We start from the raw sequence: 25,959 nt of genomic DNA on the forward strand, positions 1-25,959 counted from the left end.
AGAAAGACGAAAGACCAAAAGCGCAACATCACCGTGGTCCTCGCCGCAGGGATACCCCGCTCGGCTGGCAGCACATCAACCTGACCGGCGACTATCTGTGGTCCGAGCGCGCAGGGAACGGTCATCTGCGACCGCTCCGTCCGTTAGCCCTCACGCGGAACCGAACCGGGCCTTAGCGTATATCTGGGTCCGTTCTATGTGCTGACCCCTACTTTGCGGGCCGGATGGGCCTTGGCGTCCAAGCGCCGACGGCGGGCCTGCATGGGGGCGCCGCGATGCGGCTGCAGCCTTATGCCAGCGAAGCCGCCCTGCCGGCGTCGGCGTCGATCGGCGCTGGCGGCCTCGCCTGCGTCCAGACGGCGGAAGGGCTGAAACTTACGCTGTGCGACGGGGCGGCATGGTCGACCTTCTGATTATCTCACAAGACCCGCATGACCATATGCAGATCGCCGGAGCCGGGATTGGTCGGGAAGTCGGGATGCACTTCCGCGGCACCGATCGCCAAAAGATCGCGAATGCACTTCTGCACTACAGGCGTATGGGAGTCGTCCAATACGACGATCGCGCCGCGCTTGAGACTGGGGCGAATATTCACGAAATCCTGAAAGTAGGTATGCTTCGCACCATCCAGGTGCAGAATATCGATCGGCAATCTCTCGTCGGACAATGCATAGCGCGGTAATTCGATCTGCGAGTCTCCAACGATGAAGCGCATCTGATTGGGAAACCGTTGGCGCAACCAGCGCATCGCGGCAGGCACGTAGAGATCCACACGCCCCCAGGCAGGATGAAGCTGTTTGCATATATCGACGCCGACGCATCTCAGTTTGGGGTTGGCGGACTTGACCAGCAACATGCTGTGGCCCCCATTCACGCCGACCTCGAAGAAAACCGATCCGTGCTGAGCAATTTCCATCAATCGCCGCCGCTTCCCTTCAAACCGAGGCGTCAATGGCGCCGCACTGAAATCCTTCTGCAGATGCTCATAAAACAGGTTTCCGCTTAAAACTTCCGGCGCAGCGAATTTTCGGAGCTCCGAGACCAACACCTCGTTCAGACGGTTCAAATCTTCCCGAAAGGCTGCTTCTTCGGTAACGACAGCGACATTATCCATATACGCCTCTACTTCCTGACGTGCGGGCTGTTGACTGAGATGCCAGCACTTTTACTCGCCTGACGCCGGACGGTTCTCGAGTAACGTCATGACCCGTCGCTGCTGCTCGGTGACGAACTTGTCCTTGAGTTCCGCGCTATTGGGCGCGAATTGAAAGGGCAGCCCTCGAAGAGACCTCTGGACACTCTGCATACTGTCGAAATTCCGGGCGATATCGATCTCAGCCTGAGACGCGAGTGCGAGGGCGCTCTGATCAATCCACCAGGACGGACGATCCGTCTTCCCATAGGCTTGTAGCCACCCCTTGATGAACTCCGAAACGGACCGAAGGAACCGCTTACTTTCCTCGCTGTCCTGCAGGGCCACAAAGCCGGCGCTTATCGATCGCCAGGGAAGATGCGTATCAACTTCTTTTCGGGCAACAATCCCTTTGCAAGACGCAAAATATCTAACAAGATCCTCACACCCGGCTGTGAAACATCCATCGATGTCCAGAATTACCAGCGGGCGTCTCAGCGCCGCAAGAATTTCGGCAGCTCGCACGAACCGCACGCATGCGTAATATGCTTTTCCATAACCCGGGTCCACTTCCCAAGACAAACCGACGTTCCGCCTGACCCAGTCACTCGGGACCCCATTCACCACTGGCAACTCGGGCGCCGCATCATCCACTACGTGAAAGTGCAAGCCCTCGTCGATGCCGTGTGCATAGGCCGAACTTATGACGAGGGGCGCATACAGGCTGTAGTAACGCGCATCCGCCGCAAATAAGAAATTCAATCCCGAACGTTCCGCCGATCGCACGATCTCCACTTCCCCTAGCCCATCCAACGTCGCACTGCGAAGGCTGGGCCGAAACGTCCCGGCACCTGCCGCGACCAACGAAGGACTCAACCCGGACGAGGCGAAGTGTTGGAATGCCTTTTCTGCGTCGGCTGTTTGCCCACTTCGAAAGAGAAGGCATCCTCGATAGAGCGACACCCAGGGCTTTTCCTTGTGTGGATCGCGGCGTTCCACGAGTTCGGTGAAATATCTGTTTGTCTCAGGGTCCGATAGGCTTTTGCCGCGAAGATACGACTCGGCAATGACCTCGAACAGACGCGAAGCCACGTTCCGATCAAAGACATCGAAATGGTCTAGGACGGTTTCCGCAATCTGCCTCGCTTCAACGAAATTCCCCTGGTTGAGTTTGCGGATCGCCGCCTGAAGATGAAACCAGGGATGAACGTCCAATCTGACGCCGAAATTCGCCAGCCGATCCGCAAAGAATTCCGAGAACCACCGCGACCACACCAGGTGCCCATTCAGACGCAGCATTTCCGCCACGAGCCGGTTGGCTTCCGGAAACTCCGAAACGAAGAAGCGAGCAGACGCGTGAATGAGAAAGTCTGTGCCCGACTTCGGATCGGCGCTGAGGCCTCGCCGAACGGTCTCGACGTCGCCTTGCTCGATCGCAAGTCGAAGTTCTTCCGGACGCAGCGCGCCCTTGCGCGTCTCGATGCTTACTGGCGTCGTTTCGCCTCGGCCAAATGCCTGGATACGATCAATCACCCCCGGCAGGATATTCTCTAGTTCCGAGCGACTATACAGATCAAGAAAGCGTTCCGGAAAACCGGGAATCCAGTCCATCAACCGCCGATCGGGCGATACGACGGGGAACTCGAAAGGATAAAGATTCAAATTGACAAGCCGGGCGGACCCTGGTGTTGAAAGGTCCTTGTTGGGCTGCACCGTATAGTTGCTTATCAGAAGGTTTTGTATATTATTTTCTAATATATTTCGGAATAGATCCGCGATGGCTGCGAAAGGTAGATGAAGAAGAACATCCCGACATAACATCAAATCCGATTCGGGTAGCGGATCCTTCGTAATGTCGGACACTGCAAACTCGACATCCGGACGCGCGTACTTCTCTATGTTTTCTACAATAACCTGATCGACGATATCCAGCCCTACATAATGTATTCCGGTTAGATCAAGATGTTTCATCCAATTGAAATCGCCACACGGTGCATCGAGAAAGCGGCGGACCTTTAACGCTCGCAGAACTTCCTGCAGCCTGGGACGAAGCGGCTCCGTATACCGAACAGTCGAGCCTGCACCCGATACAGTTTCCTTGCCGCCGCCCGGCCACATCCCATAAGAGAAGTAGTTCTTCAGATCTTTTTGAGTCATTTCAGGCCTCTGAGCGAACGGGTACTTTTCAGCTACGTTTTATGTACGGGCTCGCAATTCATTGAAAATCCAGTTTCAATGAAGATCACTTGGGCTCGCAAAGGTAGTTCATGACTCGGGCGGGTTTCGGCTCGACGGGACGATACCGGTAACCGAGCTTGTCGAGGCGAGCGAACACCTCCGCCTCGTTCTCCTGCCAGACCTCCAGGACGATCTTCGGCCGGTCGCGGCGGATGATGCGCTGCAGACCGTCGAGCACCTGCGGCTCGAACCCCTCCACGTCCACCTTGATCAGGTCGAACGTGTGCTTGGAGCCGAGATACTGGTCGGTATTGACCATCTGGATCATCCGGCGCGCATGCACCGTCTTGCCCTTGTCGTGGATCGAATTGCCGGTGCCGAGAAAGTCCTCGTCGCGATAGTAGTTGATCATTTCCGGGCCGAACTCGGCAGCCGCGGCGCGCGGATGGATCGTCACCCGCCTGGCAAGACCGTTGGCCCGAAGATTGATCTTCATCCGCTCGACGGTCCGCTCGATCGGCTCCATGGCGTGGATCGTGCAATCGGGATTGGCAAGACCGGCCAGGATCGACATCAGGCCGGTATAGGAGCCGATGTCGAGGACCGTCGTCGCCTCGCGCGCCCAGGCGATCCACTGGCTGACGATCGGCCGCTCGTAGGCGTCGTCGCCAAGCCAGAAATACTCCCACGCCACGACGTCGTCATTGGCATGGAACATCAGGAAGGCGATGTCCTCGGCGCGGCAGTCGACGAAGCCGACATAGGGAAATTCATGCTTCAGCTTCTGGAAGTCGGCTCCCCCGCCGGCCCCCGCGGCCCGTTCCTGCCGATAGGCGTCGCGGCGTTCCAGAGCCTTGCGATTGCTCGCGTCGAGCCGGGCCGATGCCTCGTTCATGCCGCGGCGCTCCCGGCGTCGAAATACTTCGTCCAGGAGGCCGGCGCCTGAAGGCCCTGGTCGCGCAATTCGGAACAGATGCGTTCGACGTCGGCCCGGAACAGGCCGGCAAACCAGTCCGGCATCGGTGCATCAAAGGATTCGTTGACGCGGGCCGACAGCCTCGCCTGAGGATAGTCGTGATGGGCGATCGTCAGAAGGTCCTCGACCTCACGGAGCCAGCCAGTCTGGTCCTTGTGCAGGTTCTCGAAGAAGAACACCCGTAATTCGTCCGTCGCCAGCCCCTCGCGCAAGAGCCGCACGGTCTGGCCGTATTCAGCATGCTTCCACATGAAGTTGCGCCGCAGGAACGCCTCGGCGACCTCCGGCGTCCAGTGCGTCACCTCGTCGGCCTTGCCGATGAACTGGGAATGGAACTTGGCGTGCGACCACAGCCGCTTGATCGGGTCGCGCATGGTGTAGATGACCCGCAACCGGTCCACCCCCCCGCGCACACGCTTCCAGGCCGGTTCGTCGAGATGCGCGTAGAGATTGGAGAAGTCGGCGCACCAAGTCTTGCGGCCACGGAAAGTGAAGAGATTACGGTACCACAGATCGTCGACCGGTTCGCTCAGATAGTTGGCAGTCCATAGCAGGCGCGCCCGCACGCCGGCGGTCGTATTGTTCTGCGGATCGATGCCGATATACTGCCGGGCCCTGGCGAGCCTTGCCTGGGCAGAGAGCGGCGTTCCATCCTGCATGTAGGCATGAGCGAAGTAGTGGATCTCCTTCTCCGGTGTGAAGTAGATCTCCGGATGTAGTTCCAGGACCCGCTGCATCCAAGTGGTGCCGGCCTTCATCGCGCCGACGGACAGGAAGAGGTTGTCGATCAAAGCTGCCATACCGTCCTGTTAGCCGCTTAGAACCGGATCGCCAAGGGTTCGTGTGGGGCTGCGCCGGGGAATTTTCGGTCGACCGAGTCGCGGTAAAGGTCGACCAGCCCTTCGACCTGGTCCTGCGGCGTCGTCCAGCGGGACAGCTGCGGCGGGTTGGCTAGGAAGCGCGCTGGGTCGGCGTTGATCTGGGCGAGGACGTCGTAGAGCGGCTTCGGGTTCGAAACGTCGACGACGAAGCCGTTGACGCCGGGCTCGATCGGCTCTGCCAGCGCGCCGAGAGTGGAAGTCACCGCCCACAGCCCGGCGGCGAGCGCCTCACGCACGACGAGGCCATAGGATTCTGGCCAGATCGAGGGTGCGAGGAGCACGTCGAGCCCGGCATAGAGCCCGGCGATCTCCTCCGGCTTCACCTTGCCGATGATGAGGACCTTTGTCGCGCCCCAAACCTCCTCGCGGCTGGTGCCGGGCGAAGCGGCATGGTCGACGAGGGTCAGCTCGAGATGGGAGAAGGCGCCGGACTTCAGTGCCGCCTGCACGAGGTGAAATCCCTTGTGGTTGGAGATGCCGCCGATATGGCCGAGCCGCACGCGCCCTGAAGGCGACGGGATGCGCGGCTGCCAGTCGATTTGCGGCAGGCCGTTCGGAAGGGCGAGGACATGGTCGACGCCCGCGTGCCGGTAGATGTCGGCGAAGGCGTGCGAGACTGCGATGACGCGTTCGGCTCCGTCCAGCAGTTCCTTGAGGTCGACGAGCCGGCGCAGCGAGCGGCCGAGATCGCGCGTTTCGTCGACGGCGCCGAGCGGAGCGGCCGCATTGGGCAGGCGCACCCTATCCGCCTGGTCGACAAGGAACTGGAAGTCGGAGATCCACCAGCCGTCATGGACCGTGACGAGATAGGGGATCTCAGCGGCGCGTGTCGCCGCGACGACGCTGCCGGTCAGCCGCTGCACGCAGTGGAAATGGACGAGATCCGGCTTGTGGCGCGCCAGATGCTCGGCAAACAGCGCGCCTACCTTATCGTTCTCCCAGCGCCAGTCCATGTCGACCTCCTGCGGCGTAGAGATGCGGGTGACTGCGATGCCGCGATAGGCGTAGCGGTCGAGATGATAGGGCTCGGGATGGCCCTCGAAGGTTGTGAAGATCGACAGGTCGAACGCCTCGCCATAGCGGTCGATGAGGATGTCAACATTGTCGCGCACGACCCGCGTCGCCCCGCCGATCGTCTGCGGCGGGAAGAAGACATTCACGATCAAAAGCTTCGGGCGCGGCCGCCGGATTACGGTAGTATCGGCAGGACGGCTCGCCGGGGCGGTGGTCCCGGCCCGCGCGATGCCGGCGAGCCAAGCAGCCAGCTTGTCTGCCATCGGCTGCAGTTCGTAGCAGGCCAGCGCCAGCTGGCGGGCATTCTGGGCGATCCGGTTGCGCAGGCGCGCATCGCGCACCAAGCGGTCCAGCCGGTCGAACCATTCCTCGGCATCGGCCGCCAGACAGGCGGTCTCGGCGTCGGTGAGGATCTCGTCATGGGTCGCCGTCCGGCTGACCACTGAGGGCACGCCGAGAACAGCAGCCTCCAGCCACTTAATCTCACTCTTGCAGTCGTTGAACGGACCGGACTCGAGCACGGCGAGGTTGATCGCTGCGGTTCTGAGAAGGCTCCAATAGGCCTCGCGGTCCTTCAACAGAGGGATCTGCCGAATGCGCTCCGAAAAGGGAGCGAAGCTGTCCGGCAGTGTCAACTGGCCGATGAGTACGAGTTCGACCAAGGGGTGTTCGCCCAGAAGACGAAGCAAGGCCGGCATCGCCAGCGTCTCGAAATCCGATTTGTGGGCTTTCGTGCCGGACCCGTAAAAGATGGTAATACTCGCGTCTGGACGCTCGGGCAGCGGCGGCATGCGCTGCAGCTTCGAAGCGCCGAGCGCGTTGCGATGGACGAAGCAAGTACCGCGCCGCACCACCTTTTCCATGTGGCGGGCAAGGCTCGGCGTGGAGGCGACAGCGTAGTCGCAGGCGGCCATAGCCGCGCGGAACAGCGGCACGCCGGTCAACAGGCCCGCATGTTCTGAACGATCAATTAAGCCGCCATAGCTCTCCAAGGCTGGCGGATAATACGCACTCTCGAAGATCAGATCGTCAATCTCGTAGACCGTGGGCAGGCCGAGCGCGCGCGCATAGGCGATGGCCGCGCCGATCGGGGGCGTTGCCGGCACCCGGTAGAAGAGCGCGATATCCGCCGAAAGCAGCGCGTCGCGGAACGCCTCCGTCTCGCCCATCGGGAAATGGACGAATTCGACCACGTCGTTGGCCGCGAACTGGTCTTCCTTCTGCAGCACCCGGTAATAATAACACTGCGCGAGATCGGCATTGACCAGTGCCACGACCTTGAGCGTTTCGCCTCGTTCTTTAGCAAGATGGACAGGCGGGAGCGAAGCGTCACGCAGCGCAATCTCGGCTGCCTTTTTTGCATAGGCGAGTGCTCCGTCTTGATCGTCCTCAACTGCTAGAATGGAAGCTTGACGTAAAAGGGAATGAAAATAGCGATCAAGGGCGCTTCTTCGATTCTCACTGGCGGCATACCAGTCCGGCCAGCGTTCCGCCAAGACTGCCGCCCGGGCGGCCGCCTCAGCCTCATTGCCAAGACGCGCCAGAGCTTGCGACTGGTTGAAGCCGCACCAGGGCGTATTCCGTCCGAGTTTCTCGGCTTGCTCATAGGATTTCAAGGCATGATAGGGCTCGTGAAGATCGAGATGGCAGTTGCCAAGTTCTTCAAAGATCCAGCCGACGCCGCCGTCACGCGCGATGCTTCGGTGGAGAGCCTTGACCGCCATGGCGCTCATTCCGCGCCGGCGAAATCCCATGCCGATCTCGCGCAGCAGCGCTGCCTCATCTGCCTCTTCGAGCCCAGTCCATCGCCCCTCGGCTAGACCGTGCTCAATGAAGTGGGACAAGGCCTTCCAGCGCGAGGCGACCTCCAACTTGATATCCGGATTGGCGGCCTGGTATCGCTTGATTGTAAAGGCCTCCGGCAAGGCAGCCGCCGACAGGGCAAAGGACTTCAGAAAATCGGCAGCACAAGGCAGTCGATTTTCGCTATAGCCGAATTCCAGCCAGTGTCGGTAGGCCTCGAGCGGCGACGACCCGCTGACGTCCGAATAATATTCTCGATAGAACGTATCTTGAAACTCAAATTGAAATGAAATTTTTCTGCCCTGACGAATTCCCGCCAGAAGAAAATGGCATAGAGCCGCGATCTTGTTGGGTAGGCTTTCGAAAATGTCGAGGTTGAGATGGCGATAGGCCTTGAAGTCGAAAACTTCGTCAACCCACTTCGACTGGGTGAACCCAACTTTCTGAAGCAGTTCCTGAAGAGAGCCGGGCAGCCCTGCGCGGCGGCCCGTCGTCTCCCAGTGTCGAAGCAGGTCGTTTGGCGGAGCATGCAGCAAAGCAGGCGATATGAAGGCATAGAAGTCTGGGTCGAACTGCGGCAATTGTGCCTGGGCCGGTTCGCGATTCTCGCCGCGTTCAACATCATTCACGATTAGCAACTCATATTATGACGTTTGGTGGAATGCAGATCCTTATCCTGGCGCGACCCTAAGCGCCCGCTCGGTTCAAGACCAGAGGCTTGGCTAAAACTTCACCCCAAATCATTGCCATTGTCGACCTACGACAGTAGGGCCTGTTGCCTTAGTCACCCGACTGGCGCCGCCTGATGAGGGCAAGAGTGGAGAAGACTGTTGGAGCAGGACCGATCGTTGCTCCTGACATGGCTGGTCGACGAGGCCCGTCATCCTGCTGCTCTTGTCTACGCGGCGAGCCGGTTCTTCGTTGACGGCCGGATCGACCAGGCCCTGGCGGCGATCGACAGGCGATGTCGATTGCAGCCACCACCCGAGCCCCAGCACTTCGTTCTAAGGGCTGAGTGTTGGAAGAGGCAAGGTCGTGATGATTGGGCGCTTGCTGATCTGCGGACAGCGCTTGGCATCGCTCCGGAAGATCTGGCCGCCAATCGACGCATGCTGAAATGGGGCGATCCGTCTGAACGGTTCGCAGCAGCAGGCATCCTGTTCGCCCGGGACGCCGATGATTTCCTCCACGTCGCCGCGCACGAACTCTACCGGCAGGGCTGCCGGCAGCGCGCAATCCTGGTCGATCGCGACCGGCTGCTCGGCCGTATCCTGGGCCGCGAGGAGGCAATACCGGTCGTCATGCTGTCTTCCGAAGGCCAAGCCCCCACTACCGTCGAAGCGGGCAAACCGGTCCGACTCGGCGCCGATCTCTGCGTCTGGCATTTTGTCGCTCCATGGCCGTCAGGCGCGGCATTTGTCGATCTTGACGTGCGAATTGGTCCCGATCCGTTGCTGAGGCAGAGGCTCTTCGCCAAGAATATGCTGCAGCCGGCCTTGTTCCGCCGGATGGATCAGGTCGACATTGAAGGTGGAGCACAGAAGGACGTTCGGCTTAACGTGCTCGTGCCGGTCTATGAGGATGCCGAGGCGACGCGAAACTGTCTTGTCTCGCTGTTACCGGAACTTGATACTGTTCCGGGCGCCCGGCTTCTTATCGTCAACGACGCCAGCCCCAATCCGGCTATTCGGCAATTGCTCGGAGAGCTGAACGGCCGCGTCGGGGTCAAGATTCTGGAGAACACCATCAATCTCGGATTCGTCGGAAGCGTCAATCGCGGGCTTGCCCATTGCTGTCACGGTGATGTCCTGTTGCTTAACGCCGACACCGTCCTGCCCGGCGGCGCGCTCGCTTCGCTGATGCGCGCCGCCAAGGTTGACGCCTCAGTCGGAACCCTAACGCCGCTATCAAACAATGGCGAGTTCACCAGCTTTCCGCGGCCGAACACTGTGAACGCCATGCCGGACCTTGAGGAATTAAGTGCTCTTTCTGCGGCAGCGGGCGCCGCAAACAAGGGAATCCTGGTAGATCTGCCGAACGGGATCGGCTTCTGCCTCTATCTCACCCGCGCCTGCCTGGAGAGTGTCGGCGGTTTGAAGAGCAGTCTGGAGCGCGGCTATCTAGAGGATGTTGACCTCTGCTTGAGGGCCGCCCAGGCCGGATTCCGCAATGTCTGCGCGGCCGACGTCTTTGTCGCTCATCAGGGCTCACGCTCCTTCGGAGCCGAGAAGCGGGCGCTAGTTATGCGCAATCTACCGACGATCGAACGTAATTTTCCGCGCTACCGGGAGGAGTGCGCGACCTTCATGGCCCTCGATCCGCTCGGCCAGGCGCGGCGCAGGATTGAGGAGCGCCTGTCGGTACCGCGCCCGGTGCATTTCGTGGTAACAGGCACCGGGATGTTCGCAGCGATCGCCACCGGGCGCGCCCGCGCCATCCGACAGCGCTCTCCCGGATCTGCCGTCATCATCCTAACCGTAGCGGAGCGGGCCGGCGAGACACATTTTGCGCTGGCCGACAGCGACGAGGGGGTGCCCCAGAATCTTGATTTCGCAGCCCCGCAGGGCAAGGTCTGCGAAGCCCTGCTTGACCGGCTGCGAGCGATGACGCCGGCTGGCGCCGAGATCGTCGATCCTGGGCACTGCCCGCAGTGGCTCGCCGAGGCGCTGGGCGCGCTCGGCCCGATCGACGTCACGATCGTGGATCCGGCCATCATCCTGAGGGGCGATCAGCGGGCGGCGTTCTGGCTGGATCGGCTTCCCCAGGCGCGCAGGATTCGCACGACAAGGATTGGTATCGCGCATCTGCCGGCGCATATCGCCGGGCTGCCGCAGCTGGAGGTCATCGGGCGAGAGCGCCCGCCCGCTCCTAGCCCTGGCGGGGCCGACGGCCTCGGCATTCTGGTTTTCGGCGGAACAGCCGAAGAACTGCAGCTCGTTCGTGCGATCGCTCGAGAGGGGCTGCGGCACCTCTTCCTGCCGCGGCTGGTCGTCCTTGGTGAGACCCTGCGCGACATGTCGCTGTTCGCACTTGGGAACGTCGTGGTCTCCGGCCGCTTTGTGGAAGACGAGTTCCCGCGGCTTCTGGATCTTCATCGAATTGCAGGTCTGTTCTTGGGCACGCGCCGGCTCATCGCTGATCATCCGACGCTGGATCTGGCGCTGGCAAGCGGTTTACCGTTGGCCAGGTTTCGGTCTAAGGGCGAGGACATGCGGGACGACGATTTGGCTCTGGATGCGCAAGCCAGCGAGGAAGAGGTGGCTGTTGCGCTCGCCCGCTGGACCGCAGCTCTGGGGCTGGCGACCACCCTACCGTCGCCTGTAGACGCCCTGTCCGATCAGGCCCGTCATGTCGAGTGATCGGATTTTCGCTAGTTTTCGGCGGATCGGCGAGAGCGAATTCGACGGCTTCGTCCTTCTCCCCGCTGATCCTGATCAACGCTTCGTTGTCGAACTCTTGCTAGACGGCGAACCCTTTGCTCTGACCCACGCCGAGACCTTCGTGTCGGATCTAGCGGCCTCAGGTTATGGAGATGGTTGCTACGGCTTCTCCTTTGTCTGCAACCCACTGCGGTTGACCGGCATTGAGCATGCGCATGTGAGAATTGCCAACAGTGGCGACCCGGTGGGAGAGGCCATCGACCTCGCCGCCGACCCTGTCGAGCCGGCGCTTTCGCCTGCCGACATCGGCTCCGTCCGCTGGACTGGCGGCCTGCGCCTCGAAGGCTGGCGGCGCGGTGGTCAGGATAGCCGTGTCCGCATCTTATTTGAAGATCAGCTCGTTGCCGAAGCGGTCCCCGACCGCTGGATCCATATCGAGCGGCCGCGCGACACTTTGTCGGGCCGTCTCGGCTTCCAGGTCACCCTGCCGCAGGCTTGGGCCGACGGCGTCTTCAGAAGATTTCACGTGGAGACCGAATGCGGTGAAGCGCTGGAGGGAAGCCCTGTCGCTTTAGTCGCCTATCGCGACGGCCTGACCGCTTTCCTCCTGCGTCATTCGGAAGGACAGGGAGGGGATCCGCGAACCGAATTCTTCGATCGCGTGCTGCCGAATTCCGTCCCCTTGAGCGACTACCGCGAATGGGCCTCCTATCACCTCGACAAGCGCGAGACACCATCCGCTCCTTCAGCGCCGGTTGCCGTCGCTCTGGTCGGTGAAGCCGATCCCGAACCGTCGGTGCAAAGCCTCAGGGCCGGCTCAGGCGACTGGGTGGCCGGTTATTTCTCACCGGATGGGGCCGGCTATACCGGGCTTTCCGCTGGCGCGGTCCGCCCGTTTCTCGATGAGACCGCCCGCCATTGCGAGACCGTCCTGTTTGCAATGTCGGGAACGCGGTTCAGGCCGCAGGCGCTCGCATGCTATGCCGCGGCGCTCCAGGATGAAGGCGGCCGCCTTGTCTACGGTGATATCGAAGTCGCGGACGAAGCAGGAGATGCCTGGCCGCTCCTGTTCGGCCGCTTCGATCTCGAGCGCTTCCTGGAACAAGGTTATGCAGCTCATCTCTTCGCCTGTTCGCGCGCGGACGCGCTGGCGGCGGTCGATCAGGGCGCGCGAAGCCTTTATGAGGTGTTCGCGTCAGTGGTAGATGCTAGCGGCGGCGAGGCAGTCGTCCATCTGCCTGGGCCGCTGGCGACACGACCCGCTCTCGATCCCGAGCAAGAAGGCTCGGCGCTTGCCCGTGCAGCTGATCGCCTTCTGGAAAGTCAGGGCATTCAAGCCCATGTCACTTCGCAGACGTCCAAAGCTTTGCCAGCTGTCCGCGTCATGCGCGAGGTCAAAGCCGCCACCCTCTCAGTGATCATCCCAACCCGGGACCGACGCGACCTCCTTGAGGCCTCTATCCGCTCGCTCAAGCGATATGAGCGCGAAATCGATCTGGAGATCATCGTCGTCGACAACGGTTCACGAGAAGCCAAAACCCTTTCCTATCTGGACGGGCTCGCCCGTACAGGAGCGACGGTCATCAGGGATGACAAAGCCTTCAACTATGCAAGGCTGAACAATCGTGCGGTCGAATCTGCCCGCGGCGAGGTCGTTTGCCTTCTCAACAACGATACGGAATTCGTCGAGCCGGTCTTCGCCGAAATGCTCTCCCGTCTCGCCGACCCTACGGTCGGGGCCGTCGGTGTGCTGCTGACGCGCTCGAGCGATATCGTGCAGCATGGCGGTGTGGTCCTTGGTCCTCATTTCGGGGCAGCGCATGCCTTCGAGGATCGGATGCTCGGCGATCCCGGCTATGGGAACCTGCTCAAGGGGGCCCATGAGGTGAGCGCGGTGACTGCAGCCTGTCTGATGACGCGCCGCGCCGACTATCTGGCGCTCGGTGGTCTCGACGAAATCCGATTTCCCGTCGCCTTCAACGATGTTGATTATTGCCTGCGGTTACGGGAACAGGGCAAGCGGATCGTGTTCACGCCACATGTGCATCTGCTCCACCATGAATCGGCGAGCCGCGGATCGGACGATGCGCCGGAGCGGCGCGCGAGGGCGCAGCGCGAACTCGTCAATCTACGCACACTCTGGGGCGAAGTGCTGGCCGACGACCCATATTACAGCCCCCTTCTCAGCCTCGGCCCGGTTCCCTATTCGGGTCTTGCCGCGGTGCCACGGCGTCTCCAGCCTCTTGCGAGCAAACGACCCTATATGCGGCGCACTGCTCCTTTCAGCCTATAGGAAAGCTATCCATGGCGGCTAGCCAGACCGAGCCCGCGCCGATCGAACCTCAGACCGTTTCGAAGAAGCGTGTCCTCCATGTCGGCTGCGGCGCGCCTAATCCCAAGAAGCTCCACATGATCTTCCGCGCCCCTGCCTGGCAGGAGGTGCGGCTCGATATTGATCCGCAGGTGAGGCCTGACCTGATGTCAACCGTCGTTGACATGAAGGACGTCGCAGCCGATCAGAGCTTCGACGCCTTGTGGAGCTCGCACAATATTGAGCATCTCTACGATCACGAGGTCCTGCCCGCCTTTGCTGAATTCAGGCGTATATTGCGCCCCGACGGCTTCGCGCTGATCACCTGCCCGGATCTTCAGGCCGTTGCCGGCCTGATCGCAGAAGGACGTCTGGAAGAAGGGGTCTACGAAGCGCCGTCAGGTCCAGTAACCCCGCTCGACATGATCTACGGCTTTCGTCCCTCTATCGCGGCGGGCAATGACTTTATGGGCCATAGGACCGGCTTTACGACCGAGCGTCTCGGACGTCTTCTGGTCGAGACCGGATTCGCCGAAGTCCGGATGATCAAGGGCGAGTCCTACGATCTCTGGGCGCTTGCCCTGATGCCCGAAATTGACGCGCCGCGCCTCATGACCGCGCTCGCCCGCACCGGACTGAAGTTTCAGCAAGGCGACTGATCAGGATGCAGCCGCCTTGCCGTCATCATTTCTCGCGCATCGCCGAGTCCATCCGAGAGACCAGCGGCGAAAGAAGGTAGTCGAGAACGGTCCGGGCGCCGGTCGGCACGATGACGCTGGCAGTCAAGCCAGCTGTCATCTTCTCCTTGATGAAGCTCGGAACACTCTTCGGATCGACGCTCACCTCACCGGCGAAGTAGGCCGTATTGGTGGCCTTATCGACAATGCGATCGCGTGAGGTCGATACGACGGTGCCCCGCATCGGATCGAGGTCGAGCCGCTGGAATGCCGGGAACTGAATTTCAGCCTCCATGCCCGGATGAATCCCGTCAATATCAAGAGGCGAGAACCTGGCCTGCACGACGAGATTGTCGGACTGCGGAGCGATGTTCATGATGGCATCCCCCGGTCTGACGACACCACCCACCGTGAAGACCTGCAATTCCTGCACGGTGCCGTCGATCGGCGCCACGACGTCGGTCCGGCGCAGTTGATCCTCGGCGATGATCAGCTGAGAGCGCAGTTCGCGGATATCCTTCGTCAGCTGCGGCATGTTAGTGGCTGCGGCTTCCCGGTAGTCCTCCTTGGCTTGTTGAACATTGAGCTCGTTTTCGACGATCCGCTGGCGAGCTCGGGCCATTTCGATGTCGGACTTGGCAACTGTCGCAGCGAGTTGCAGACCGTCGCGGCGTAGCTCGTCGACCTGGGTGTTGGTGATCAACTTGCGCTTCAAGAGCCGGTCGAGACCGGCCAGACGTCCGTTGATCAGGTTCAATTCGTCCTGCGAGACCTTCTTCTGTACCTTCAGGCCCTCGATCTCCTGGCCGATCTGCAGGTTCTGGGACTTAAGAACGTCGATCTTCTGGTTCAGCACGGAAAGACCCGTCTGAAACTGCTCCACGACGTCGTTGATCGCCCCCTGAACCGTCGGATCGTCCTTTGCAAGGCGGGTGACCTCCTCGGGCATTTGGACCGTATAAGACAATTGCCGCTCGGCGGTGAGACGCGCCTGAGAAGCGAGCGCCGCAGCAAGCTGACGCCGGTACAAGAGAGCCGAAGACTTAGCCTTGGTGGGATCGAGGCGGACCAGAAGATCCCCCGCCTTCACCTTATCGCCGTTGCGCACATGGATTTCTTCGACGATCCCGCCTTCTAGATGCTGGATCGTCTTGATGTTGGAGGCGGCAGTGACAACCCCTTGGGCTACGGCCGCGCTGTCCAACCTGGCAAAGAAACTCCAGCCACCAAAGACGCCGAAGGTGAGAACCACGATGATCAGGCTCATCCGTCGCAGCCGGTGCCAGTCGGTGTCGATCACGGGGCTGTCGAGTGCGGGAGCCGACATGGACATGAGAACTTCCTTATCGAGAGCGCATGAGGCGGTGTGCGACGATCGCCTCAGCTGCCCCTATGACCTTCAATCACCTTCAAAGGTGTCGGCTTCTGATGCGGCAGACGCTGCAGGATTTCCTCCCGCTGGCCGTAGGCTTGGAGAGCGCCGCTATGCATGACGAGGACGTCGTCGCAGTAGGGTAACATGTTCATCTTGTGCGTCACGAGGATGACGGTCGTTCCCTGCGCCTTCAGCCGCTGAACCGCGGCGATGAGGAGAGCTTCACCGCGGGCATCGAGCGCGGAATTCGGTTCGTCCAGGAATACGATAACGGGTCTGCCATAGACGGCACGTGCTAAGGCAATACGTTGACGCTGGCCGCCCGACAGAACATGGCCATTTGGGCCGAGAATGGTATTGAAGCCGTTCGGCAGTGACTGGATAAGATCAGTCACGCCGGCCAACTCGGCAGCTTCGAACAGCAGCGCCTCGTTCTCCGCTGAGGCCGGATAGAACCGCGATATGTTTTCCGCGACCGTTCCCGGCAACATGTCGACGTCTTGCGGGACATATCCCACATAGCGACCAAGCTCGCCGGGATCCCAATGCGTCAGGCTGTGTCCGTCCAAGGCGACCGTTCCGCCCGTCGGCGACCAGATCCCCGCGAGCGTGCGCAAGAGACAGGACTTGCCGGCGCCACTGTCTCCAATAATGGCCAAAATCCGGCCCGCCTGCAACGAAAAGGACACGTCACGTACGAGAGTGCCTTTCTTGCCGGGTGTCCCGACAACGACGCCGCTCGCGGTCAAGTGACCGGCAGGACGCGGCAGACTCAGGCTGGTCTGGAACTGGTCGGCCTCCGCTAAGAGCTTGTTGAGACGCTGGACGGCGGCCCGAGCGTTTGACACCGACCGCCACTGCCCAACCAGGGCCTCGACCGGGCCAAGCCCACGCATCATAATCAGCATGGAGGCATAGGTCGCCCCCTGCGAGACCGCATCGTCGAGATATAGGAGCGCGCCGACACCGATGATCAGGATCATCTGGCTCATGCGGATGAAGCGGATCAATCCGGTAATTCCAGCCGAACGCTGCTGGGCGAGCGTCTGCCAGCCCGCGGCGCGCCCGTGAAAATTGATCCAACGTTCGCCAAGACCCGCTACCATGCCCATGGACCGGGCCGTCTCGACGTTCCGATTCGTGGCGACGGCGAATTCGAGCGCCTTGGCTTGAGCTTCGCGCGCGTTCTTGTTCGGTCGCTCGACGATCATCAAATTCATCGCCGACAATCCGCCAAGCAGAAGCGTCACAGTCAGCCCGAGAAAACCAAAGACAGGGTGAATTATGAAGAGAACGATCAGGAATATCGGCGACAGCAAAGTGTCGAACAAAGCCGGTATGAAGGGCCCGCTCAGGGCGTCTCGCACCGCATCAAGGTCGTTGAAGTAACGCGGACCGTCAACCGAGCGCCGCCCAAATCGATGCACGGCAGCAAAAACCTTACCGCGCAGCTGTTCGTCCAGGTTGAGCGCAATCCGCTTGAGCGATTCGCCCCGCAGCCAATGCAAAATGCTCATCACGATCATCAAAAAGACCGCGATGGCTGTCAAGAACAGGAGGGTCTCGTAGCTTTTGCTGGTAAATACCCGCTCGCCGACTTGCATCAGATAAATGGACGGGACAAGCACGAGGATGTTAGTGAAAAAACTGAAGCCAAAAAGCTGCGCATAGGCTGGCAGTAGCCTGCGCAACCGCTCATAGAGCGAAATTCGTTCCTCCAATGGGGCCACTCCGCTTGTCTTGCCCATGCCGCTTTTGCTGAGCACTTGTCGAACGATGCCTCGCTCGAGTCCCCTGTACAATGCCTAACAGCATCTACACCAGTTTCCTGGAATTCGACGTAGAAACCTCCAAACGGCGACTCTACGCACCGAATTCCTACAGATCCGTTCGTGAAGCCTCTCTGGTGCCGGTTGTTACAGCTGAAGCGTTGTCTCTAGCAGCGTTCTTCCCATTGGTGTGGTCTTTGGAAGGCGATCACGTCGAACTGATGGCATTGCGGTCCCTGATTCCATTAGGGCGTGCGCAGCTGCCCGATACGCTACGTATCTACAAGGCATTGCCACTTTTGCTGCAGGCTTTTCCGCTCCGTCTGATGCCGGAAAGTCCGCGCCAGTTCGGGCTGGACGGTGCCTTGCCAGACCGCCCGACCGATACCGGCGCGCCGATTTTCACCCCGCAGCGAACCTTAAGCCGGGGTGCCGATATCAAGCTGCGGGCGCTTTCAGCGTTGAAGCGGTCCCTGGATGAAACTCAGGCAATTTCTCAGGCTTTATGGGACCTTGAAATGCTGATGGAATGGCAGCTGCCTCTGGATGGCATTGCCCATGCCGAGGTTGGCCCGCTCTTTGTCGTATCGACCGAGCCGTCCGTTCTTTCGCGACAGATCGAGCTGGCGACGCGTTTCGGTGCAGATGCGATGCTGCTCGTCGCCGCCCACCGGATTTCGCTCTACCGCACGGGCCCGCTTCTGACGGCGGCCCGCGGCCTGTCTACTAAAGGAGCGCTCGAGACGGACGTCGACGCTGCGCCTGTATCCCGGGAGCTCTGAGATGTCCTCCCGCAAATCCGACGCGACACTCGGCGAAGTCTGCGAGGTCGTGCCGATCGCATCCCATGCGGACCGATCCTGGCGTCCGGCATCCGGCGGCACCGGGCCTGACCTCTTCGTTCCAATTGGCGACTCAGAGCTTCTCCTGTGCTCCCACTTCCTACCGCTTGCGATCTTGCCGCGGTCCGAAGGAGCCCAAGTGGTCGCCTTGTTGAGCTCTGCCTATACCAATGTGGCGGTATATGAGGACGACGCATGGCAACCTGGTTACAAACCGATCGCCCTTAGATGCCTGCCATTCGGTCTTACGCCCGGCTCAGGCAGTATCGCCTCGCGCCTGACGATTCGGACCAATCATCTCGTCGAGAAGGGTGGCAAGCCGCTATTTGGCAGTGATGGAACGCTGGCGCCGGAGGTGAAGGCCACTGCGACCCTCCTCGCCCGCTGGGAAGCCGGTGCGAATCGGCTTGCCCATGCCGCGGACCGGCTCATGTCTGCCGATCTTCTTCTACCGGTGCGCTCAACGGCGCGGCATCGGCACGGCGCCATGGACGATTCGCTCCTGACAATCGATCTCGGCAAGCTGACGGGCTTTTCGAAGTTCCGCGCTGCGGCTTTGGCGCGACCTGACGCGCTGGCCGTCGAACTGGCCGCCGCCTTGAAGTTTTCCTTGCGCTCGGAGATCGCGTCCGCCGCGCCGGCACCTCCTCACCCGGATCAGCCGAGCGCGGAAGCGGGCGAGGGGCGCGCAGACGACCTTCCTCACGAGCGGCCGGTCATTCCGCTGCATCTCGATGAGGATGAACTCCTCGACGTTGGTAAACTTTTCCCCCGCGAACAATAGGTCTAACGGCATGAAGCAAGAAGCCGACGAGCTCACGATGACCGACGACACCGCGATGACGCATCTGCAGCGGCTCGAGGCGGAATCGATCCACATCATGCGGGAGGTCGCGGCCGAGTTCTCCAATCCGGTGATGCTCTATTCGATCGGCAAGGATTCGTCGGTCATGCTGCATCTGGCGATGAAGGCGTTCTATCCCGCCAAGCCGCCGTTCCCGCTGCTCCATATCGACACGACCTGGAAGTTCAGGGAGATGATCGCCTTTCGCGACGAGGCGGCAAAGCGCGCGGGCATGGACCTCATCGTCCATACCAACCAGGCGGGCGTGAAGGCCGGCATCACCCCCTTCACCCACGGCTCCTCGGCCTATACCGGCATCATGAAGACCGAGGCGCTGAAAGAGGCGCTGACCCAATACGGCTTCGATGCGGCCTTCGGCGGCGCGCGGCGCGACGAGGAGAAGTCGAGGGCGAAGGAGCGGATCTTCTCCTTCCGGTCGCAGAGCCATGGCTGGGACCCGAAGAACCAGCGGCCCGAGCTCTGGAACCTCTACAACGCCAGGATCCGCAAGGGCGAGTCGATCCGGGCCTTCCCGCTGTCGAACTGGACCGAGCTCGACATCTGGCAGTACATCCTGAAGGAGAACATCCCAATCGTGCCGCTCTACTTCGCGGCAGAGCGCCCGGTCGTGGAGCGCGGCGGGCAGTGGATCATGGTCGACGACGACCGTCTTCCGATGGAGCCCGGCGAGACGCCTGAGATGCGGATGATCCGCTTCCGCACGCTCGGCTGCTATCCGCTGACGGCGGCGATGGAGTCCCCAGCCGCGACGCTGCCGGAGATCGTCCACGAAATGCTTCTCGCTCGCACTTCCGAGCGGTCCGGCCGGCTGATCGACCATGACGAGGCCGGCTCGATGGAGAAGAAGAAGCGCGAGGGGTATTTCTGATGGACACCGCGGACTTCGATCCGGCCGCCTTCGCCGACTATCTCCACCGCCACGAGACCAAGGGGCTCCTGCGCTTCCTGACCTGCGGCTCGGTCGACGACGGCAAGTCGACCCTGATCGGGCGGCTGCTCTACGACACCAAGCTCCTGTTCGAGGACCAGCTGGCGACGCTGCAGCAGGATTCGGCCAAGCACGGCACGGTCGGCGAGGACATCGACTTCGCGCTTCTCGTCGACGGGCTGGAGGCCGAGCGCGAGCAGGGCATCACCATCGACGTCGCCTACCGCTTCTTCGCGACGGAGAAGCGCAAGTTCATCGTCGCCGACACGCCGGGCCACGAGCAGTACACCCGCAACATGGCGACCGGCGCCTCCAATGCCGATCTCGCGGTGATCCTGATCGACGCGCGCAAGGGCGTGCTGACCCAGACGCGGCGGCACGCCTACATCGCCTCGCTTCTCGGCATCCGGCACGTCGTTCTCGCCGTCAACAAGATCGACCTCGCCGGCTATTCGAAAGAGGTCTTCGATGCGATCGTCGCCGACTTCCGCGCCTTTGCGGGCGAGCTGACATTCGAGACGCTGCAGCCGATCCCGCTGTCGGCGCGCTTCGGCGACAACGTCACCGAGCGCGGCGAGAACCTCGGCTGGTACGACGGCCCGACGCTGCTTCAGCATCTGGAGACGGTCGAGGTCGCCAAGGACGAGAGCGCGCGGCCCTTCCGCTTGCCGGTCCAGTGGGTGAACCGGCCGAACCTCGACTTTCGCGGCTATTGCGGCACGATCGCCAGCGGCAGGATCGCGGTCGGTGACGAGGTAACCGTCGCCGTCTCCGGCCGGACTTCGTCCGTGAAGCGCATCGTCACCTATGACGGCGACCGGCCGTCGGCGGGCGCCGGCGAGGCGGTGACGCTGGTGCTTGCGGACGAGACCGACGTCTCGCGCGGCGACATCCTCGCGGCGGCTTTCGCACGGCCCGATGTCGCCGACCAGTTCGCGGCGCATGTCATCTGGATGCATGACGAACCGCTGATGCCGGGGCGGGCCTATCTCTTCAAGATCGGCACGCGGACGGTGGCCGGCTCGGTCACCGAGATCAAGCACCAGATCGACGTCAACACCTTCCAGCATCTGGCCGCCAAGGCGCTGCCGCTGAACGGCGTCGCGCAGGTGAACCTCTCCTTCCGCGAGCCGGTCGCCTTCGATCCCTACGAGGCGATCCCGGGCACGGGGAGCTTCATCGTCATCGACCGGCTGAGCAATCTCACCGTCGGGGCCGGGACGATCGACTTCGCGCTCAGGCGCGCCACCAACATCCACTGGCAGTCCATCGACCTCACCAAGACGATGCGCGGCGAGGCGATGGGCCAGCGCCCGGCGGTGGTCTGGTTCACCGGGCTTTCGGGCGCCGGCAAGTCGACCATCGCCAACCTCGTCGAGAAGCGGCTGTTCGCGATGGGCAAGCACACCTATCTCCTCGACGGCGACAACGTCCGGCACGGGCTCAACCGCGATCTCGGCTTCACCGAGGCGGACCGCGTCGAGAACATTCGCCGGGTCGCCGAGACGGCGAAGCTCTTCGTCGATGCCGGCGTGATTGTGCTCTGCTCCTTCATCTCGCCGTTCCGGTCCGAACGGCGGATGGCACGCGAGCTGATGGAGCCGGGCGAGTTCGTCGAGGTCTTCGTCGACACGCCGCTGCATGTCGCCGAGAAGCGCGATCCAAAGGGCCTCTACAAGAAGGCGCGGGCCGGCGCGATCAAGAACTTCACCGGCATCGACAGCCCCTACGAGGCGCCGGAGGCTCCGGAGATCCGCCTCGCCGCAGGCACGACCTCGCCCGAGGAACTCGCCGATGCCGTCGTCGAGTATCTGCGCAGCCACGGCTATGTGAGTAGCGACTGATGACCTGCCTCCCGGAAGTGTCGAGTCTTCTGAAGAAGGAGCAATTTTAAAAGTCAGATAGCCAATTCAGCAGAAGGCCTCGATATAGAGCCGTGAGAAGCTTCGGAGGAAGTGATAGAAATCATGCAGATTACCATCGAGGCGGTCGTGTACGATGAAGTTTGAGAGCATCAACGACTCAAGGACACCCCGATGGCCAAGACGACATAGCCGCAGACCGAGCTTCTGCGTAGGCACGACAATGGTGTTTTCCTACACGCCGGGAGCGACGGCTTCTGGCAACCTCTAGCTAAAGAGCACAATGAGGGTGGATCTAGACCTTTTCGAGGTCTCCAACTTGCTGCACTAAACGAACCGGCAGGAGGACACCTCCGGAAACTGGCGGATTTCGCTCTGACGTGATTCACTGACCTTGCGCTTTCGGGAGGTGTCGGATGGCGGGACAGATCGGGTTTTGGGACGTCGAGGATCGGCTTTCGCAACTGTCGCGGCATGGCGATCCTCTGGAGAAGCTGTCCGTCACCGTCGATTTCGAGATGTTCCGGGCGGACCTGGCAAAGGCATTTCCTCGCGGTGATCGCAGCAAGGGCGGCAGACCCCCGTTCGATCCGGTGTTGAAGTTCAAGATGCTGGTGCTTCAGGCGCTGAACGGGCTGTCCCTCGGCCAGACGGAGTTTCTGGTGAAGGACCGGCTGAGCTGGATGCGGTTCTGCGGCCTTGGTCCGGGCGATGCGGTTCCCGACGCCAACACGCTGTGGGATTTCCGCGAGGCGCTGATTGCCGCCGATGCGCTCGATGCTCTGTTTGCCCGGCTCGACCGGGCAATCGGCGAGGCCGGCTACCTTCCGATGTCCGGCCAGATCATGGACGCTACGCTGGTTGCCGCACCGCGCCAGAGGAACACTGAGGACGAGAAGGCCCGGATCAAGGCCGGCGAGAGCGCGAAAGAGATCTGGAAGGACGAGCCGTTCAAGGCGCGTCAGAAGGATGTCGATGCCCGTTGGACGGTGAAGTTCTCGAAGGCCAGGCCGGCAGAGGACGGCCAGAAACAACAGGTCGACATCGCCATCCCGACGTTCGGCTACAAGAACCATGTCTCGATCGACCGCCGGCACGGTGTCATCCGCAGGTCTGTCGTCACGGATGCCGCTGCCCATGACGGGGCGCGCTTGCGCGAGGGGCTGATCGATCCTTCGAACACCGCCTCCGATGTCTGGGCGGACAGCGCCTACCGCTCGGCCGAGAACGAGCGCTTTCTCAAAGGCGCCGGCAAGACCAGCCGTATCCATCGCCGCAAGCTGAAAGGCCGGGCCATGCCGGCAAGAACCCGCAAGGCGAATGCCGTGAAATCGGCAGTCCGCAGCCGCGTCGAGCACGTCTTCGCCTACGAGAAAGGGCCGATGGGGATGGTCATTCGCACCATCGGCATCGCGAGGGCGAAGGCCACGCTGACGCTGGCGAACATGGCCTACAACATGAACCGATGGCGATGGCTCGACAGCCGAACTGCGTCCGCATGAGCCAATGACGGCTCGATCAGGGCTATTTGGCCCCCCGAACCACCATCATCAATACAGCGCCGAAAACCCTCAAGTTCGAGCGTCAGCCCAAAAGTCGCGCTGTTCCGGCAAATTGCGGTGTTTCCGGAGGCCTCCAGGATTGAGAATGAATTTATAATACAATTACTTAGATTAATAGATCACGAACTTCGGATGTAATGTCACGACCTAAATTATTGTCAACCATGATACTTTCCTCCCCAACGCGACATCTTGCAACCATTTTTCTTGCTCCAGCATTCCTGAAGAAATAGAAGCGATGTCGTCCATCAGAAAATGAAACGTAAAGTCTATTTTTCTCTACATTGACCAGATCGGGAAGAAACCGCCTCTCAATGGATACTTTGTGATCTTCGAAACGTGCATTAATTATTGGCACATTTATGCCTTGTTCGGGGAGATAGCTCCAGAACAAATCTGTGGAACCGGTAAAATCAGCTTCAGATCCATTATCATCTCGTGACTTCCACTCATTGTAGAACGCCTGAACATCAAGCTCCACGAACGACCAATCCTCTAATTTAAGGTTATTATTATTATGATCGTAAACAAAATAACGAAGCTTTTCATCGATCAATAAATTTCTTCCCTCTCGGCACGCAGGGAATCCTTCAGTGCGGTACATAAACGAGTAATTACCCACGCCCTGGGTTCACCGTCCTTTGCGGTCAGGGGCTGACGGTTTTGAGGATGGTCTTGAAGGTGCTGGTTTCGGGATGGAGCCTCGCCGTGTCGACGACGGTGCGGATGTCGGCCTCGCCCTCGGCGGCCCACATGGCGCGGTAGCCGTTGGTGACCTTGCGCTGGATGACGGTCGGGCGCAGGGCGCGTTCGCAGATCCCATGGGGATAGCGGCTGGCTCTGTGACAGAGTGCAACTGCTACAACACTCTGTGGAGGTAATCATGCTTGTTACGACTGACCAACTCGAAGTGCCCGCCGCTATCCGCGTCGATCTTGGCGCGATTTTCGTCTCGTTGGAACTCAGCAATTCGACCTGGCTGGTCACATCGCTTTCACCGGGCAGCAATAAAATGTCGCGGCATACCGTCGTCGGTGGCGAAATCGCCGGTCTATTTGCTTGTTTTGCCGAACTGCGGAAGAAGGTGCAAGCGCGTGAGGGCAAGCTTTATCCGCTCGTGGTGATCGAGGAAGCTGGTCTCGACGGCTTCTGGATCGATCGATGTCTGCGCCGGGAAGACTGGATTGAAAGCCATGTCGTCGATGCCGCCTCGATTGCGGTGTCGCGTCGGCGTCGGCGAGCGAAGACCGATCGCATCGATGGCGAGACGCTGATCCGGACGCTGATGGCCTACAAGCGGAGCGAACCCCGGGTCTGCTCAATGGTCAGAACACCGACGCCTGAGGAAGAGGATCGCCGTCGAATTTGCCGCGAACGCAAAGCGCTGATTGCCGAGCGAGTTCTCCACGTTAATCGCATCAAGGGGCTGCTCTTCAGCCAGGGCATTCGGGGTTACGAGCCGTTACGTCGTGGTCGTCGCAAACGGCTCGAGGAGCTTGAAACGGGCGATGGCCGTGCGCTCTCCAGGCATATCAAGGCCCAAATCTGCCGTGAGCTCGACCGTCTCGAATTGTTGCTCGAACAGATCAAGGCGGTCGAGGCCGAACGGGATGCGCTGGTGACCCAAGAGGCGCATGGCATTCCCACGCCCGCGACAATGCTGCTCGATATCAAGGGGATTGGTCCCGAGTTTGCGGCAGTCCTGTACTCGGAAGGCTTGTTTCGACATTTTGATAATCGACGGCAAGTCGCAGCCTATGCCGGGCTTGCGCCATCTCCCTGGCAGAGCGGATCGATCGACCGTGAGCAGGGAGTCTCGAAAGCGGGCAATCCGCGACTGCGAACCACGATGGTCCAGCTAGCGTGGCTGTGGCTACGTCATCAACCGGAATCGGCACTCGCCCGCTGGTTTGATGAACGGGTAACGGGCAATGGCGGCCGCCTCAAAAAATCAGCGATCGTGGCGCTTGCCCGCAAATTGCTCGTTGCGCTGTGGAAGTATGTGAACGCGGGAGTCGTGATTGAAGGAGCCGTCATGAAGACGGCGTGACGAGACCTATACAGATTTCCAATCCGCAGGACCCGATCAGTGCTGCCGGATCCAGGTGGGCGGACCGGAACAACGCATGGCTTCAAAAGCCGGTTCACAGAATGGTCCCGTCCTCCTGAGCCCTTGCCCACCGGAAGCGGGATAGTGGTGCAGCCGCTCGAGCGGCGACCGGATGTGAGGTTGTACAGGCTCGGATGCCGGGCCGGTATTTCGAACCGGGCTCAGACCTTGGATACCGTGAACGAGGAACGCAGTCATGCCACCCTAAATAAAACGCTTGACCCAGAAATCCCCATGTGAGGCGTTGTTCGTCGGCTCCACCAGTCCGGGATAGGCGGCGAACGTCAGAAGCTG

The 25,959-nt window shown here is 60.9% G+C and carries 19 protein-coding genes and 1 pseudogene; 11 read left to right on the forward strand and 9 right to left on the reverse strand.

The features are described from left to right. Positions 1-275: 275 nt before the first annotated feature. Positions 276-413, forward strand: a complete 138-nt coding sequence (locus tag LH400_RS03400) for a hypothetical protein (protein WP_229151256.1) — start codon at positions 276-278, stop codon at positions 411-413. 5 nt (positions 414-418) lie between these two features. Here the strand turns inward: LH400_RS03400 and LH400_RS03405 are convergent, their stop codons facing one another. The 5 genes from LH400_RS03405 to LH400_RS03425 form a co-directional block, all read right to left on the reverse strand. Further along, positions 419-1,114, reverse strand: a complete 696-nt coding sequence (locus tag LH400_RS03405; RefSeq protein ID WP_229151257.1) for a class I SAM-dependent methyltransferase — start codon at positions 1,112-1,114, stop codon at positions 419-421. Between the two features lie 51 nt (positions 1,115-1,165). Beyond that, positions 1,166-3,289, reverse strand: a complete 2,124-nt coding sequence (locus LH400_RS03410) for a class I SAM-dependent methyltransferase (protein ID WP_229151258.1) — start codon at positions 3,287-3,289, stop codon at positions 1,166-1,168. A gap of 85 nt (positions 3,290-3,374) precedes the next feature. Continuing rightward, positions 3,375-4,205 carry an FkbM family methyltransferase gene (locus LH400_RS03415; protein ID WP_229151259.1) on the reverse strand — a complete coding sequence of 277 codons (831 nt, stop codon included), beginning with the start codon at positions 4,203-4,205 and terminating at the stop codon, positions 3,375-3,377. After that, positions 4,202-5,086 carry a sulfotransferase gene (locus tag LH400_RS03420; protein ID WP_229151260.1) on the reverse strand — a complete coding sequence of 295 codons (885 nt, stop codon included), beginning with the start codon at positions 5,084-5,086 and terminating at the stop codon, positions 4,202-4,204. Before LH400_RS03420 ends, LH400_RS03415 begins: the two co-directional genes overlap by 4 nt. A gap of 17 nt (positions 5,087-5,103) precedes the next feature. Beyond that, complete coding sequence (locus tag LH400_RS03425) at positions 5,104-7,455, reverse strand: glycosyltransferase (protein ID WP_229151261.1); 2,352 nt, start codon at positions 7,453-7,455, stop codon at positions 5,104-5,106. Positions 7,456-7,605: 150 nt separating this feature from the next. On the opposite strand from LH400_RS03425, the gene LH400_RS03430 reads away from it, so the two are divergent. The 4 genes from LH400_RS03430 to LH400_RS03445 all read left to right on the forward strand — a co-directional run bounded on the left by LH400_RS03430 (position 7,606) and on the right by LH400_RS03445 (position 14,334). Next, a complete protein-coding gene (locus tag LH400_RS03430; protein ID WP_229151262.1) occupies positions 7,606-8,001 on the forward strand; it encodes a hypothetical protein in 396 nt (131 codons plus the stop codon). An 831-nt stretch (positions 8,002-8,832) separates the two neighbouring features. After that, positions 8,833-11,343, forward strand: coding sequence for a glycosyltransferase (locus LH400_RS03435; RefSeq protein ID WP_229151263.1), 2,511 nt, complete (start codon positions 8,833-8,835; stop codon positions 11,341-11,343). Beyond that, a complete protein-coding gene (locus LH400_RS03440; protein ID WP_229151264.1) occupies positions 11,333-13,657 on the forward strand; it encodes a glycosyltransferase family 2 protein in 2,325 nt (774 codons plus the stop codon). Before LH400_RS03435 ends, LH400_RS03440 begins: the two co-directional genes overlap by 11 nt. A gap of 116 nt (positions 13,658-13,773) precedes the next feature. After that, a complete protein-coding gene (locus LH400_RS03445; protein ID WP_229151265.1) occupies positions 13,774-14,334 on the forward strand; it encodes a class I SAM-dependent methyltransferase in 561 nt (186 codons plus the stop codon). Between the two features lie 25 nt (positions 14,335-14,359). Here the strand turns inward: LH400_RS03445 and LH400_RS03450 are convergent, their stop codons facing one another. Continuing rightward, positions 14,360-15,685 (reverse strand): HlyD family type I secretion periplasmic adaptor subunit, encoded by a 1,326-nt coding sequence (locus LH400_RS03450; protein ID WP_229151266.1) that lies wholly within the window; start codon positions 15,683-15,685, stop codon positions 14,360-14,362. Positions 15,686-15,732: 47 nt separating this feature from the next. Beyond that, the gene (locus LH400_RS03455; RefSeq protein ID WP_229151267.1) at positions 15,733-17,475 is read right to left on the reverse strand and encodes a type I secretion system permease/ATPase; all 1,743 of its coding nucleotides are present in this window, start codon (positions 17,473-17,475) and stop codon (positions 15,733-15,735) included. A 53-nt stretch (positions 17,476-17,528) separates the two neighbouring features. On the opposite strand from LH400_RS03455, the gene LH400_RS03460 reads away from it, so the two are divergent. The 5 genes from LH400_RS03460 to LH400_RS03480 all read left to right on the forward strand — a co-directional run bounded on the left by LH400_RS03460 (position 17,529) and on the right by LH400_RS03480 (position 23,495). Further along, positions 17,529-18,278, forward strand: coding sequence for a SapC family protein (locus LH400_RS03460; protein WP_229151268.1), 750 nt, complete (start codon positions 17,529-17,531; stop codon positions 18,276-18,278). Between the two features lies 1 nt (position 18,279). Then, positions 18,280-19,122 carry a SapC family protein gene (locus LH400_RS03465; RefSeq protein WP_229151269.1) on the forward strand — a complete coding sequence of 281 codons (843 nt, stop codon included), beginning with the start codon at positions 18,280-18,282 and terminating at the stop codon, positions 19,120-19,122. Positions 19,123-19,132: 10 nt separating this feature from the next. Beyond that, positions 19,133-20,071, forward strand: a complete 939-nt coding sequence (gene cysD / locus LH400_RS03470; RefSeq protein WP_255616801.1) for a sulfate adenylyltransferase subunit CysD — start codon at positions 19,133-19,135, stop codon at positions 20,069-20,071. Continuing rightward, complete coding sequence (gene cysN, locus LH400_RS03475) at positions 20,071-21,975, forward strand: sulfate adenylyltransferase subunit CysN (RefSeq protein ID WP_229151270.1); 1,905 nt, start codon at positions 20,071-20,073, stop codon at positions 21,973-21,975. Before cysD ends, cysN begins: the two co-directional genes overlap by 1 nt. 434 nt (positions 21,976-22,409) lie before the next feature. Then, the gene (locus LH400_RS03480) at positions 22,410-23,495 is read left to right on the forward strand and encodes an IS5 family transposase (protein ID WP_229151271.1); all 1,086 of its coding nucleotides are present in this window, start codon (positions 22,410-22,412) and stop codon (positions 23,493-23,495) included. 166 nt (positions 23,496-23,661) lie between these two features. Here the strand turns inward: LH400_RS03480 and LH400_RS03485 are convergent, their stop codons facing one another. Next, positions 23,662-24,111 carry a hypothetical protein gene (locus LH400_RS03485; RefSeq protein WP_229151272.1) on the reverse strand — a complete coding sequence of 150 codons (450 nt, stop codon included), beginning with the start codon at positions 24,109-24,111 and terminating at the stop codon, positions 23,662-23,664. A 91-nt stretch (positions 24,112-24,202) separates the two neighbouring features. After that, a pseudogene (locus LH400_RS03490) lies at positions 24,203-24,370 on the reverse strand (IS66 family transposase); the annotation flags it as partial. 68 nt (positions 24,371-24,438) lie between these two features. On the opposite strand from LH400_RS03490, the gene LH400_RS03495 reads away from it, so the two are divergent. After that, entirely contained in the window at positions 24,439-25,605 is a 1,167-nt protein-coding gene (locus tag LH400_RS03495; protein ID WP_229151273.1) for an IS110 family RNA-guided transposase, read from the forward strand. Positions 25,606-25,959: the final 354 nt, after the last annotated feature.

Origin of the sequence: Jiella soli, from assembly GCF_020615385.1 — a bacterium.
GTDB lineage: Bacteria > Pseudomonadota > Alphaproteobacteria > Rhizobiales > Rhizobiaceae > VKMB-3413.

What these genes read in the sequence shown, in the direction of transcription:
- LH400_RS03400 (WP_229151256.1), top strand. Translation starts at nt 276, where the DNA reads ATGCGGCTGCAGCCTTATGCCAGCGAAGCCGCCCTGCCGGCGTCGGCG.
- LH400_RS03405 (WP_229151257.1), bottom strand. Translation starts at nt 1,114, where the DNA reads ATGGATAATGTCGCTGTCGTTACCGAAGAAGCAGCCTTTCGGGAAGAT.
- LH400_RS03410 (WP_229151258.1), bottom strand. Translation starts at nt 3,289, where the DNA reads ATGACTCAAAAAGATCTGAAGAACTACTTCTCTTATGGGATGTGGCCG.
- LH400_RS03415 (WP_229151259.1), bottom strand. Translation starts at nt 4,205, where the DNA reads ATGAACGAGGCATCGGCCCGGCTCGACGCGAGCAATCGCAAGGCTCTG.
- LH400_RS03420 (WP_229151260.1), bottom strand. Translation starts at nt 5,086, where the DNA reads ATGGCAGCTTTGATCGACAACCTCTTCCTGTCCGTCGGCGCGATGAAG.
- LH400_RS03430 (WP_229151262.1), top strand. Translation starts at nt 7,606, where the DNA reads ATGAAAATAGCGATCAAGGGCGCTTCTTCGATTCTCACTGGCGGCATA.
- LH400_RS03440 (WP_229151264.1), top strand. Translation starts at nt 11,333, where the DNA reads ATGTCGAGTGATCGGATTTTCGCTAGTTTTCGGCGGATCGGCGAGAGC.
- LH400_RS03445 (WP_229151265.1), top strand. Translation starts at nt 13,774, where the DNA reads ATGATCTTCCGCGCCCCTGCCTGGCAGGAGGTGCGGCTCGATATTGAT.
- LH400_RS03450 (WP_229151266.1), bottom strand. Translation starts at nt 15,685, where the DNA reads ATGTCCATGTCGGCTCCCGCACTCGACAGCCCCGTGATCGACACCGAC.
- LH400_RS03455 (WP_229151267.1), bottom strand. Translation starts at nt 17,475, where the DNA reads ATGGGCAAGACAAGCGGAGTGGCCCCATTGGAGGAACGAATTTCGCTC.
- LH400_RS03460 (WP_229151268.1), top strand. Translation starts at nt 17,529, where the DNA reads ATGCCTAACAGCATCTACACCAGTTTCCTGGAATTCGACGTAGAAACC.
- LH400_RS03465 (WP_229151269.1), top strand. Translation starts at nt 18,280, where the DNA reads ATGTCCTCCCGCAAATCCGACGCGACACTCGGCGAAGTCTGCGAGGTC.
- cysD (WP_255616801.1), top strand. Translation starts at nt 19,133, where the DNA reads ATGAAGCAAGAAGCCGACGAGCTCACGATGACCGACGACACCGCGATG.
- cysN (WP_229151270.1), top strand. Translation starts at nt 20,071, where the DNA reads ATGGACACCGCGGACTTCGATCCGGCCGCCTTCGCCGACTATCTCCAC.
- LH400_RS03480 (WP_229151271.1), top strand. Translation starts at nt 22,410, where the DNA reads ATGGCGGGACAGATCGGGTTTTGGGACGTCGAGGATCGGCTTTCGCAA.
- LH400_RS03495 (WP_229151273.1), top strand. Translation starts at nt 24,439, where the DNA reads ATGCTTGTTACGACTGACCAACTCGAAGTGCCCGCCGCTATCCGCGTC.